Consider the following 12,726-nt stretch of genomic DNA (forward strand, 5'->3'; position numbering starts at 1 on the left):
ATTACTCCCAGCGACCGTTCGAACGCTGGCGCAGAGCAATGACTTCGACCCGGCCCTGTTCGTTGATAAAGGAACTCAGCAGCCAACTGATCAGGCTGACAATCAGAGAACCCAGCAGGGCTGAACCGAAACCACGGACATAAAAACCCGAGATGACCCCGGAAACCATCATCAACAGCATCGCGTTAATCACGAATGTGAACAGGCCGAGGGTCAGAATATTGATCGGCAGAGTGATCAGCAGCAGAATGGGGCGCAGCAAGGCGTTGAGAATCCCCAGGGTGGCTGCCGCAAAAAAAGCCGCCCAAAACCCGCTGGCCGCGATCCCCTCGATCAGGTAAGAGGCGGCCAGTATGGCCAGAGTCAGAATCAGCCAGCGTAGCATCAATCCCTTCATAATATCCCCTTTTCAGCATGGGCCGGCTTTGCATAAAGCCGGCCTTGTTTTATTATTGGAGTCGATAGGTAGATCCACTCTCCGGTCCGTCTAAAAAACCGGATAAAATATCGCGAACCCAACATGTAATCAGCACCTTTTCCTGAACCTGCTTCATTTTATCCGGAGGAGAGCCATGCAGCAACTGATCGAACGCCTCCGTCGGGACGCCCGCTCCCTCGCCGGCAATCTTATCAAGGTGGACAGTTTTCTCAACCATCAGGTGGACACCGCCCTGCTCACCCAGGCAGGGCAGCACCTTGCCCACCAGTTTGCCGCAGAAGAAATCAGTAAAATCGTCACGGCCGAGGCCAGTGGCATCATTCCCGCCTTTGCCACGGCCCAGGCCATGGGCATTCCATTCATCTACGCCCGCAAGAGCCGCCCCCTTACCATGGCCGACAACCCGCTGTGTGCCGAGGTCACCAGCCGCACCCGAGGCAGCGACGCCGAGCTCTTTCTGTCACGGGAATATCTGGGCCCGACGGATCGCATCCTGGTGGTTGACGATTTTCTCGGCAGCGGGCAGACCGCTGCCGCCCTGGGGCAGATGGTGCGGCAGAGTGGCGCCACCCTGTGCGCTTTCGCTTTTCTGGTCGAAAAAGGGTACGAAAAAGGTCGTGTCACCTTGGCGAATTTTGACCTCCCCGTAAAAACTCTGGCGCGGATTGACCTCACCAAGGACGGTCTGGCGATATCTTGACAGCTTCGGAACGGAATGAAGGCATGGCAGACGATGGCACCCGTATAATCCGGCAGGAAAACGGCCATATCTTCGGTATCAGCGAGTTTGGCACGCCCACGGGAAAGCCGCTCTTCTATTTCCACGGTTTCCCCGGCTCACGCCTGGAAGCCCGCATTATCCACCAACTGGCATGGCGCCACCAGATCCGCGTCATCGCTGTGGACAGACCGGGTTACGGCAAATCGTCCTACCAACCTCAACGCCGACTTTCTCATTGGTCGCGGGATATTGGGGACATTGCCGACGCCCTCGAGTTGGATAGATTCAGCATACTCGGCGTGTCAGGCGGGGCTCCTTATGCTGCGGCCTGCGCCCGTTTTATGCCAGATCGCCTCATAAAAACGGGGATCGTCTGCGGCCTTGCCCCCCTTGACGAGGCTGCTTTGCTGAAACGACTCCATGGCCCGGACCGCCGCTTCGTCTGGATGAAAAAGCTGCCTCGTCCCCTTTATCGCCTGCCGTTGCTGCTGGCCGGGCTGGCGGCCAGGCGACAGCCTCAGCATTTGCTGGCGCTGGTCGCCCGAACGTTGCCCCCCTGTGACCGCGCGGCGATGACGGACGAAGACATTCGCCCGCTGCTGACAGACTCCATGCGTGAAGCCTTCAGCCAAGGGAGTGCCGGCGCTTTTGCCGACCTCTGTGTGTATGGAGAGTCCTGGGGCTTCGCCCTGGAAGACATCCGCACCAAGGTCCTGCTCTGGCACGGCGAAAAAGATACGGTAGTCCCCTGTGCCATGGGGCGCTTCATGGCCGAGAGGATCGCAGGCTGCGCAGCGACTTTCCTGCCGGAGGAGGGACACTTCTCCCTGCCTCTCCTGCAGGCGGAAGCTATCCTGATGGCGCTGATGGATCAGGACGATTTGCCAACTGGCTACGGTAACGGGACGATCAGAGGATAGGACGCGGTGAAGCAAGTGCCTGCTTCGGGGGAACTGGTGTAATGGACCGTGCCGCTCAGGTAGTTGCTGAGCAGCTCCATGCTGTAGGTGCCCAAGCCCCGGGAGGCGCCTTTGGTGGAAAAGGAGCGCTGGAAAATACCGGCCTTGGCCTCCGGTGACAGAACGCCTGGGTTGTGCACCCAGAACTCGATGCAGTCTTTGCCGCCGCGGCACCCCAGCGTAACCCGGCCTCCAGCAGGACAGGCTTCCAGGGCGTTCTTGAGCATATTGCCCAGCACGCGGCCAAGCAGGGTTTTGTCACTGGTTACGGGAAGTGCCGCCGCCTCGGGATCGACCCGCAGTTCCCTGCCGGTAGCCACTTCGTGCCGACGATAAAGATCTGCCAAAGTTTCGACCAAGGCGAGACTGGAGAAGGTTTCCACATCCAGCGCCAACTCTCCCGACTCGGCCGCAGCCAGGGCCCGCTGGGCCTCGATTTCGTCAATGGTCTGTTCAGCGGCCAGATGGATCAGTTCAAAGATCCTCTCCTGTTGTCCCGGATCGCAGACACGCAGATGTTCGGCAAACCCCTTGATACTCCCGACTACATTCAAAATGTCATGGAAAAACATGCGCTCCAGAAAGGCACGGCGCTTTTCATGACTGACATCGGCCAGGGCAAAGACGGAAAACTTCTCGCCCTGAAAGGTCAGTGGTGTCGCGCGGACCACCAGATCAAGGGCCTCCATGCGTCCGTCGAACTGGCGGGAGAGGCGGAATTCCCGCTCATCGATCTCCCCTGCCAGGGCGCTCAACACCGCCAGGGCCGCTCCGCAGCTTTGGCACATGGGCCCGTCGCCGCAGCCCTGGCCGCTTGTCTCAACCCGCACGCACCGTAAGGCCTCACCAGGACGAAGTCCCCGCAAGGCCTCAACATCACAAACGCCGACAAGATCGAGCAGAGGCTTATTGGCATAGACGATCTGCCGCTGGTCGTTGACGATGGCCACCACCGTGGGCAAGGCTTCCAGCAGGTGTCGGGCCAGGAACCCGTCCGAGAAATAGCGCGCTTGCCGCGACAGCACATCCTCACCCGACCGGGCGTCGGCACAGGAATTCAGGTGAGATTTTCCAGATAGTGAGGTCACGTCTTTGCCTCCTTCCCCGAGATCACAGGAGGCTATTTGAACACGACAGGCGATTCAAATGCAAGGGAGGATGCGAGCGGTTACTGACGCAGGTGAAAACGCAGACGCCGCGAGGCGACCTCAACAAGATCGCCTTCTTTGAGAGGGATATCCTCTGTCACACTGCGGCCGTTGACTTTCAGGCGGAGGCGACCTTCTCCCGGCGACAGGGTATATCCGTCCTTGCCCCGCAGGACATAGCCTGCCACTTTGGGGGCAAACCAGCCCCGCAGCTGGATATCGGCGCCTGGATCTTTCCCCATGACCGTCAGCGAGCGGGTCAGCTCAAATTCCCCCTCGTTCCCGGCGCTGCCAACATCGTTCAAAACTCCCAAGGGATAGCCCGACAGCTCCAAGCGGTCGAGAGCTTCGCGATGCTGCCGCGTCTCCAGCACCATGGTCTTGTCCATGTCGAGCTCTCGCAGGGCAGCCCCGGAGGAGACGCTGTCACCCTCCTCCATCATGAAGACGAGGGTGTGCTTGCCGATCGTGACAGCGTCATCCGGTTTGAGGCCCCAGCGCGTAATTTTTCGCCCGTTCACAAAGGTTCCGTTGGTGCTGTTGAGGTCTTCGATAAAATAATGCCCCAACTGATTTTCTACCCGGGCATGAAAGCTTGAGACGGCCAGGTTGTCGATCTGCAGATCGTTCTCCAGGTTCCGTCCGATCGTCAACTGTTCCTTGTCCGTATCGACTACCTTGAGAACCTTGTCGTTGAATTTGAGCAGAATTCTGAGCATCCCCTTATTACCTCCTGAATCGCGGCAGCCGTCCCTTGAAAAAACGGCTGATCCCGTTGGGCTGACAAAAAAACAGTACTGCGGTGATATTGTCCTTTCCTCCGGCGGCATTGGCGGCATCGACCAGACGGGCGCAGGCCGTGCGAGGATCGTCTGTCGACAGGACCAGAGAAAGGATGGTTTCATCATCCAGCATGTCGGTAAGACCGTCGGTACACAGCAGGTAACGGTCATCCTCTTCGATAGTAAACTGAGCGACTGACACTTCCGTGTTGGGGAAAGATCCCAGCGCCCGGGTCAGCACGTGTCGATTAGGTGAAACAGTCGCATCGGCCGGGGAGAGCAGACCCTGAAGAACCTGCTCGTGCACCAGCGTATGATCCTCTGTCAGCAGCTCGAGGCTCCCCTGGCGCACGCGGTAGAGTCGGCTGTCGCCAACGTGGGCGACGGTCATCCGCTCACCCTGAATCCAGGCAGTCACCAGTGTGCACCCCATGCCGCGCCAGCCAGGATTGTCACGGGCTTCCCGGGAAACCGCCTCGTCGGCGGCCAAAAACGCCTGCCGCAGAGCCTCATCCGCCGACATGTCGGCAAAGGCTTTGCCCTGATCCAAGTCCTGCAAAAACTTCTGCACTTCCCGCACCGCCAGACTGCTGGCAACCTCACCGGCCGCATAGCCGCCCATGCCATCGGCCACGACAAACAGACCTCGTTCGGGGGAAAGGATGAAGCTGTCTTCGTTGTTCTCGCGAAGCAGCCCCTGATCAGTCTGTCCCCAGGATAGGAGGCGCATCGATCATCCTATCTCCTGCAGGCAGGCCTGCAGGTGCTTTAAAACCTGACCGGCGTTGGCATAACGCCGGGTCTGGGCTTTGGTGAGAAGTTTCTCGACCACCGGCAGGCAGCAATCCGGCACGTCGGGAGCGATTTCCCGCAGAGGAGTATAGGAGCCGTTGGCAATGGTGAACATGAGGGCGCCAAGACTGTCTCCCTCAAAAGGTTTTTCACCGCTGAGCAGTTCATAAAAAACAACCCCCAGCGAAAAGAGATCGGAGCGGCCATCGACCTTCTTGCCCGCCACCTGCTCGGGCGACATGTAACTGGGCGTGCCGAGAATGACTCCCGTCTGCGTCCGCGAGGTCGGCACCAGCCGGGCTATGCCGAAATCGGTGACCTTGACCTGGCCGCTGGACGTGAGCATGATATTGCCGGGCTTGATGTCACGGTGGACGACTTCATGCTCATGGGCATATTCAAGAGCGCCAGCGACCTTGGAGACAATACGCAGCACTTCAGCCGGCGGAAGTAGACGGCCTTTCTGACAGTGCCGGCTTAAATCCCCTCCCTCCAGCAATTCCATGGCCATGTAGGCCATATCATGGTCTTCACCCACATCGTATATGGTGACAATATTGGGATGATTGAGACGACCGGCTGCTTCCGCCTCGCGAAAAAAACGTTCCTTGACCTCTGCAAGCTTCTCCGGTTCGATGGCTGCGTAACTGAGGGTCTTGATGGCCACTTCCCGGTTTATTCTGGGATCACGACCCAGATAGACAGTGCCCATGGCTCCCTGTCCGAGCTCCCTCAAAACTTCGTAGCGACCCAAAGTCGGCGTTATGGCGCCCGGATCAAGTACCAGCGTTGACTCATGTCTGCCGTTGGTACCGAAAGAGACGGGATTCGCCCCCTTGCGCAGCTTTTCCAGGCGGGCGGAAACGTCCCTGAATTTGCCATGGCGCGCGATATGTTCATAAACCGCTACGGCTTTGTGAAACATTCTCTTGCGCTCGAAATCAAGACCAAGGCTATAGAGCAGTTCCCGCACGGAAGCATCATGGGGGGGACAGGCCATGAATTTTTCCTGTGCCAGATCGAGCATGCCCTGCCCCTGCAAAGTCACTCCCTGCAGCTTGTTGGTAATCGCCTTCTCGCTGCGCTCCCGGGCAGCAGCAAACCAACGGGAAAAACCCAGGAGCATAAACCCGGCCACGGCAAAACAGGTCGCGGAAAGTGGCGAGACCCAATAACCGAGGGACACCATAAGAGCGATACTCAGCCCGTACCAGGTTGCCAGGAAAATCGTCAGAATCATGGCTCCTACGCGCAGACTGACACGGGGCAGCACCAGAAGCAGAAAGAACCCGAAATAGAGGAGAACCGCCACCTCCAGCACCCAGCCCCAAGGAGGGACAACCACGGTCGCACCGGACAGAATCGTCGCCACCGCCTGGGCACCAACGAGAACGGCTGGCAATGAACCACTGCCGGGCCCAGGCAGATAAGAAGCTTGATCAGGGGCCGAAAGTCCAATGAGAACCGTCTTCCCGTGCAAAGCTGCTGCAGGAACCTCTCCGGCCAGGAGACGCGCGGCAGAGAAGACAGGCATCGTCTCACCAGGGGAAGCCGAAGGAAGCAGGAGGCGGAAACCGTGATCCGTGGAAACGCGCACTGACTTTAGCTCAAGGCCAAAGAAATCCCGGCGATCATCCACCATTTTCCATGTTGAAGGAGGGACTCCCAGGGATACGGCAGCCAGGCTCAATGGCAGCGAGGGGACAAAACGGTCACCGACAGCGACAAAAAGTGGCACTCTTCTGACCGCGCCGTCTTCATCGGGCAGCAGAAGCAGATGGCCCAGCGCCGTGGCGGCGTTGGACAGGGGCCGGAAAGGTGGAACAATCGCGCTCGCCCGGGGAAGTGGATAGGCCATGGTGGCAAGGGGATGACGCAGAGCCCCCAACAGGGACGCAAGATCTGAAGTCGTATCGGGGGCGGGGATGGTCCATGGGGGCTGGCCTGTCAGAGGACCCGGCATCTGGGCTTCTTCCCCAGAGAACTCAAAGAGCACGGGCAGAACGACTTTACTGGCGGCCAGGGCGCGGGCAAGGGCTGCGTCTCCGTCCAGGTCTGCCTCCATCTGGCCTAGCAGGGTCGCCATCGCCTCCTTTTCCACTGAAACCGGTGGTCCATCAGGAGAAAAGAGTTGGCTTTTCAATTTTCGAACCCTGTCAAGGGCCGGCGCGGCTTCTGGGTAGGTCAGCGGGAGATAGATCCCGATAGCGCGAGTCTTTTGCTCCGTCAGACGCTCCACCATGCGGGCCAGAAGACTGCGGGACCAGGGCCAGGCCCCCATTTCGGCCAGGCTGGCCTGGTCGATAGCCACAACGGCGACCTGCCCGGTGGCCGGGAGGGGACGATAGCGACTGAGAACATCCAGCAGGGGGTAGTCAAGACGGCGCAGCGGGGAAGCATTGAACAAAACCGCCAGCAGAACCAGCAGCAGGAGCAGCAGACCAGCAAGCCAGGGGGCGAAAATGCGGCGAGAGAGCATCATGAAATCATCCGGGGGAACGGGTACCTGAAGGCAGAGTCAATGTGTTCAAGCAAATTGCGTTCCACAGTGAGTGTAGATAGCTCTAGAGGCTTCAACTGCGGCCAGAAGGCGGGAGAACCGGGGCAGACGGGGGGGGGTGACGGGTAGTAAATATCATCGGGTGTGAATTGGCGAAGTCATATCCGACGAGGGCGAGACAAAAAAAGTCACTCGCCCCCGTACCCGGCGGAATAAAGGCAGGATCTCAGCCTTTGTCGTTTTTATCGCCGTCCTTACTGGTGGAAAACCGGCGGAGGTTTTCGGCCATATCACGAAGCCGTTTGTCCACCAGGTAGTTGACCGTCCCTTCCAGCCAGCTTCCGTCCTCCTGCAGTTCTCCGGCTGGCACTCCCGTGAGAATTTCGATCCCTTCATCGATAGTGGACACCGACCAGATGTTGAATTCCCCTTCACTTACGGCGTTGATGACTTCTTCGTGCAGCATGAGGTTTTTCCGATTCTGCACCGGGATGACCACCCCCTGTTCCCCCGTCAGGCCTTTGGCTTTGCAGACGGCGAAAAAGCCCTCTATCTTCTCGTTGACGCCGCCGATGGGCTGTATCTGACCGCGCTGATTGACCGAGCCCGTCACGGCGATGCCCTGGCGGATGGGCAATCGGGAGAGGGAGGAGAGCAGACCGTAGAGCTCAGCGGAAGAGGCACTGTCCCCCTCCACCCCGGCGTAGGACTGTTCGAAACCGATGGAGGCGGCGAATGAAAGCGGTTTGTCCTGGGCAAAACGGTCCCCGAAAAAGCCGGTCAGAATCAGCACCCCCTTGTCGTGGATGGGGCCGGAAAGCTTGACTTCCCGTTCGATATTGACCACGCCGCCCTTGCCCAGGTAGGTCCGCACAGTCAGGCGCGAAGGCTTGCCGAAGGAGTAATCGCCCAACAGATAGACAGAAAGCCCATTGACCTGACCAACCACTTCCCCTTCGGTGTCGACCAGGATAGTGCCATCCTCGATGAACTCCTGCAGGCGCTCCTCGGTTTTATTGGAGCGATACACCTTGGCGTCCACCGCCAGCTGAACGTGACTGCCATCGACAGTGGGGCTTCCCTGCTGACCGGCATAAAAGGAAGCCTCCCTGAGGATGTCGGCCAGATCGATGAAGCGCGAAGACAGGCGGTTCTGATCCTCGATAAGCCGGGCGGAATACTCTACCAACCTCGCCACTCCGGCCGGCTTGAAGGGAAGCAACTTCTCATCCCGGCAGTGGGTCGCCACAAAGGAAGCGTACTGCTGCACATTTTCCCAGGTATTTTTCATCATGCGATCGAAGTCGGCTTTCACCTTGAACAGCTTGCGAAAATCGGGATCAAGCTGGTAGAGGAGATAGTAGAGCATCGGTGTACCGATGAGGATAATCTTGCAGTCGAGAGGAATGGGTTGCGGCTTGAGGGATACGGTGGAGATAAGACGGTACTGCTCCATCAGATCCTCGATCTTGACTTCCTTGTTGCGGATGCAGCGTTTGAGGGCTTCGTAAGAGAAGAGATTGATCAGTACTTCGCGGCAATCGAGAATGAGGTAGCCGCCGTTGGCGCGATGAATCGCCCCCGCCTTGACCATGGTGAAATTGGTGGAGGCATTACCCATGTGAATGATGTGCTCGATACGGCCGAAAAGGTTGAAATAAGTGGGATTGGCCTCGTATACAACGGGAGAGCCTTTCTGTTCGCTGTTGTCGACGAACAGATTCACCCGGTAGCGCTCAATGACCGATTCCTGATCGTTGCCCTTCATGCCGGGCAGCATGATCTGCGGCCCCTGGCTGGGTCGGAATGCCTCGATATGCTCCAGAATATCCTTTTTGCAATGGGCGAAGTGTTCGCGGACCTTTTCATACTTGCCGTATTTTTCTTCCAGTTCGTCAAAGAGATGGCCAATGGCGGCCATCAGCACATCTTTTTCCATCTGCTCCGTGGCGGCCCGCAGTTTCTTCTCGATCTCCCGCACACGGCGCATCACCTCATTAAGCTGTTCCTGCAGGACCTCCCCTTTTTTCTCGAGGCCCTCCCGGTCCTTTTCAGAGAGTTCCTCGTATTCCTGCTGCGAGATCGGATGACCGTCCTGGGTGGGTACCAGCACGAGCCCACTCACAGTGCGCTGCAGGATGAAGCCCTCCTTGTTGACCTTCTCTTCCAAAGTCTGAAAGAGCTTTTTATGGCGTTCCTGTGACTCGGCGACCAGGCGATTTTTATGTTGCTCATACTCCTTGCTTTCAAAGATTTTAGGAATCTCCTCCGCCAGCCGGCTGACAAGACTGTCGACATCCTTCTGCAGCTCCTTACCCTCGCCGGCGGGCAGGCGCAGATGGGTTGGCCCGGCCCCGTCGACGAAATCATAAAGATAACACCAGTCGTCCGGCACGGACTCATCGGCAGCCCGTGTCTTGAGCATCTTCTTGATGGTGGAAGAGCGGCCGGTGCCCGGTTCGCCGAGGATAAAAATATTGAAGCCGCCATCCGAGATCCCCAATCCAAACTCGATGGCCGTCAGGGCCCGATCTTGACCGATGGTTCCCTCCAGACAGGAGATATCGCGGGTCGTGGTGAATTCGAATTGGGCAGGATCGCAGCGCCAAGTCAGTTCTTCCGGGGCCAGCCGATGAGTATCCACTCTTTACTCCCTCTCTCCGCTACTATTAGTCCAGCATTTACAGTAATCTTGCTCCCTTTCTGAAGTGTAGCAGCCTGCGCACGGATCACAACCTGCTTGGGCGGGTGAGAGGTTTCGCCTCAGGAAAAGAAAGCCTGGAGCATTGATCCCTGGCGTTCAGCAGGTATCCTTATGGTTGGACATCCGACACCAAGAAGGAGAAACCATGAGCAACAAGTATGTACACTACACGGTAGATGACGGCATCGCCCGCGTCACTTTGGATTCGCCCACGGGCAAGGTAAACCTCCTTAATGAAGAATTCCTCCAGGACCTGGAGCAGGTCGCCTTGGAGCTGGAGCGGGACGAGGACCTCCGCGGGGCCATTATCCAGAGCGCCAAAGAGGCGGGCTTTATTGCCGGCGCCGACATCGGCAGTTTCACCAAGATCAGCTCCGCCGCAGAAGGGGCGGAGCTCGCCCGGCGAGGTCAGGAGATTCTCGGCCTTTGGGCCGGACTGCCCATCCCCACCGTGGCCGCCATCCACGGCCATTGCCTGGGAGGCGGCACGGAATTCGCGCTTGCCTGCACCAGCCGCGTCCTGGCCGAAGGCGCCCATCTGGCCCTGCCTGAAATAAAGCTGGGCATTCTCCCAGGGTTTGGCGGCACCCAGCGGCTGCCCCGTCTGGTCGGGCTGAGTAGCGCCCTCGACCTTATCCTCAGCGGCCGCACCCTGTCGGCGGCCAAGGCGCTGGAGATGGGCCTGGCCGACGACTGTGTGGCGCCGACGGAATTGCAGAGCGTCGCCCTGACGCGGGTGGAGAGACTGGCGCAAGAGGGTGAACTACCGCCGAACCAAAAGGACAGCGTCCGCGCCTGGATGCTGGAGAAGAACCCCGTCGGAAGAATGGCCCTCTTTTACCAGGCCCGCAAAAAGGTTCTTGAAGAGACAGGTGGCCATTATCCCGCGCCCCTGAAGGCGCTGGAGGTCATCAAGCACAGCTGGGACCTCCCTCTGAACCAGGGTCTTAAACTGGAAGCCGAAGCCCTCGGCGAACTGATCATCACCCCCGAGTGCCGCAACCTGGTCCATGTTTTCTTTCTCAGTCAGCGCCCTAAAAAAGCAGGGTCCCCCTCGGGAACCGCCCGGAGCATCGAGCGGGCAGGTGTTATCGGCGCCGGTGTCATGGGGGCCGAAATCGCCCAACTCATGGTGGACAAAGGCCTGGAGGTCACCCTGACAGATATCCGGCAGGAATCCGTGGACAAAGGACTGGCCCGAGCCCGCGAACTTTTCGGCCGCAAAAAGGCCACCGAGGCGCAGATCAACAAAAAGATGGCGCGACTGAGCGGACAGGTGGGCTATGATGGTTTTTCGAAAATGGACCTCGTGGTTGAAGCCGTGGTAGAAAACATGGAGGTTAAACAGTCCGTTCTGCAGGAGCTCGAGTCCGTCCTCCCCACCGAAGCTCTTTTCGCCACCAACACCTCGGCCCTGTCCGTCACCGAACTGCAGAAGGTCGCCGAATACCCCGGGCGGGTAGCCGGTCTGCATTTTTTCAACCCGGTGCATCGCATGCCCTTGGTGGAGATCATTAAAGGGCAGGACACCCAGGACGACACCCTGGCCACCTTGTTCAAGACGGCCACACGTCTTGGCAAAACGCCCATTCTGGTCGCCGACTCCCCCGGCTTTCTGGTCAATCGTCTACTGGGAGCCTATCTCAATGAGGCCTGCCTCCTCGCCGCTGCCGGCGTCAAGTGGACCTCTGTTGATAAGCAGGCCAAGGAATTTGGCCTGCCCATGGGGCCATTCCGGCTTATTGACGAGGTGGGAATCGACGTGGCTTTTGAGGTCGGCAAAACACTGGCCGAGGCTTTCCCTTATCTGCATCGCAGCCCCCTGCTCGATGAGGTTGCGGCGGAGAAACTGCTCGGCAAGAAAGGCGGCAAGGGGTTCTATCTTTATCAGGCCGGCAAAGATCCCGAGCCCAACAAGGACGTCAGCCCCATGGTCAACCTGGCCGCCGACCGGGAGGCGACCAAGGCCGATTGGCGCCGACTGCTGCTTTTGATGGTCAACGAGGCCGGTCGCTGTCTCGATGAAAAGATTGTCGCGGGTCCGGAAGAAATCGACACGGGCATGATCTTCGGCACAGGATTCCCCCCCTTTACCGGCGGGCTATGCCGCTGGGCCGACCAGGAGGGGCTGCGGCGCCTCGTTCTGGAGTTGACCGACCTGGAAGGGACGCTGGGAGACCGCTTCGATCCCTGTGATTTCCTAAAAACCCACGAGCGCTTCTATCCCTGAGTGAAGGCTCTATTTTCACGCTGACAAACGACCCTTACAAGGAGAATCAACCATGAATTTGCACGACTATTTTGAAAACACCAAGGGTACCGGCATTCTTTCCACCGCAGACGACAAAGGCCGGGTCGACTGCGCCATCTATGCACGCCCGCACGTGATGGAAGATGGCACCCTGGCGATGATCATGCTCGAGCGGCTCAGTCACCACAACCTGCAATCGAACCCGCACGCCGCCTACATGTTCATTGAAGAGGGTCCGGGCTACCGCGGCAAGAGACTCTTTCTGACCAAAGTACGGGAAGAGACCGACTCTCCCCTGATTGAAACCTTGAGCCGCCGCTACCCCGGCAAGCAGGACGACTTGCCGAAAACGCGTTTTCTGGTCATTTTCCAGATTGACAAAGAATTGCCCCTGATCGGATCCGGCCAGGACGCCTGACCCACTGGAGAC

At 58.5% G+C, this 12,726-nt stretch carries 10 protein-coding genes; 4 read left to right on the plus strand and 6 right to left on the minus strand.

Features of this window, described 5'->3' with window-relative positions; genetic code table 11:
- Nucleotide 1 precedes the first annotated feature (1 nt).
- Nucleotides 2–397: a phage holin family protein gene (locus tag AOP6_RS10805; protein ID WP_155876742.1), complete on the minus strand. Its 396-nt coding sequence runs from the start codon at nucleotides 395–397 to the stop codon at nucleotides 2–4.
- Between the two features lie 175 nt (nucleotides 398–572).
- Here AOP6_RS10805 and xpt point away from each other — a divergent pair, with 175 nt between their 5' ends.
- Both xpt and AOP6_RS10815 read left to right on the plus strand, forming a co-directional pair.
- A complete protein-coding gene (gene xpt / locus AOP6_RS10810) occupies nucleotides 573–1,139 on the plus strand; it encodes a xanthine phosphoribosyltransferase (RefSeq protein ID WP_155876743.1) in 567 nt (188 codons plus the stop codon).
- A gap of 23 nt (nucleotides 1,140–1,162) precedes the next feature.
- Nucleotides 1,163–2,080: an alpha/beta hydrolase gene (locus AOP6_RS10815; RefSeq protein WP_155876744.1), complete on the plus strand. Its 918-nt coding sequence runs from the start codon at nucleotides 1,163–1,165 to the stop codon at nucleotides 2,078–2,080.
- On the opposite strand, the gene AOP6_RS10820 is transcribed toward AOP6_RS10815, so the two are convergent.
- The 5 genes from AOP6_RS10820 to AOP6_RS10840 form a co-directional block, all read right to left on the minus strand.
- Nucleotides 2,053–3,207, minus strand: coding sequence for a PAS domain-containing sensor histidine kinase (locus AOP6_RS10820; RefSeq protein WP_155876745.1), 1,155 nt, complete (start codon nucleotides 3,205–3,207; stop codon nucleotides 2,053–2,055). The genes AOP6_RS10815 and AOP6_RS10820 overlap by 28 nt on opposite strands.
- Nucleotides 3,208–3,287: 80 nt before the next feature.
- Entirely contained in the window at nucleotides 3,288–3,986 is a 699-nt protein-coding gene (locus AOP6_RS10825) for an FHA domain-containing protein (protein ID WP_213194566.1), read from the minus strand.
- A gap of 7 nt (nucleotides 3,987–3,993) precedes the next feature.
- Nucleotides 3,994–4,779, minus strand: coding sequence for a Stp1/IreP family PP2C-type Ser/Thr phosphatase (locus AOP6_RS10830; RefSeq protein WP_155876747.1), 786 nt, complete (start codon nucleotides 4,777–4,779; stop codon nucleotides 3,994–3,996).
- A 3-nt stretch (nucleotides 4,780–4,782) separates the two neighbouring features.
- On the minus strand, nucleotides 4,783–7,323 hold the full coding sequence (locus tag AOP6_RS10835) for a serine/threonine-protein kinase (protein WP_155876748.1): 2,541 nt from the start codon (nucleotides 7,321–7,323) through the stop codon (nucleotides 4,783–4,785).
- 244 nt (nucleotides 7,324–7,567) lie between these two features.
- Nucleotides 7,568–9,985 carry an AAA family ATPase gene (locus AOP6_RS10840; protein WP_155876749.1) on the minus strand — a complete coding sequence of 806 codons (2,418 nt, stop codon included), beginning with the start codon at nucleotides 9,983–9,985 and terminating at the stop codon, nucleotides 7,568–7,570.
- Nucleotides 9,986–10,190: 205 nt separating this feature from the next.
- Between AOP6_RS10840 and AOP6_RS10845 the strand changes: the two genes are divergently transcribed.
- Together AOP6_RS10845 and AOP6_RS10850 are read left to right on the plus strand one after the other, a co-directional pair.
- Nucleotides 10,191–12,275, plus strand: a complete 2,085-nt coding sequence (locus tag AOP6_RS10845; RefSeq protein WP_155876750.1) for a 3-hydroxyacyl-CoA dehydrogenase NAD-binding domain-containing protein — start codon at nucleotides 10,191–10,193, stop codon at nucleotides 12,273–12,275.
- A gap of 52 nt (nucleotides 12,276–12,327) precedes the next feature.
- The gene (locus tag AOP6_RS10850; RefSeq protein ID WP_155876751.1) at nucleotides 12,328–12,714 is read left to right on the plus strand and encodes a pyridoxamine 5'-phosphate oxidase family protein; all 387 of its coding nucleotides are present in this window, start codon (nucleotides 12,328–12,330) and stop codon (nucleotides 12,712–12,714) included.
- The last annotated feature ends 12 nt before the right edge of the window (nucleotides 12,715–12,726 follow it).

The sequence above is a fragment of the Desulfuromonas sp. AOP6 genome (assembly GCF_009731355.2).
Lineage (GTDB): Bacteria > Desulfobacterota > Desulfuromonadia > Desulfuromonadales > SZUA-540 > SZUA-540.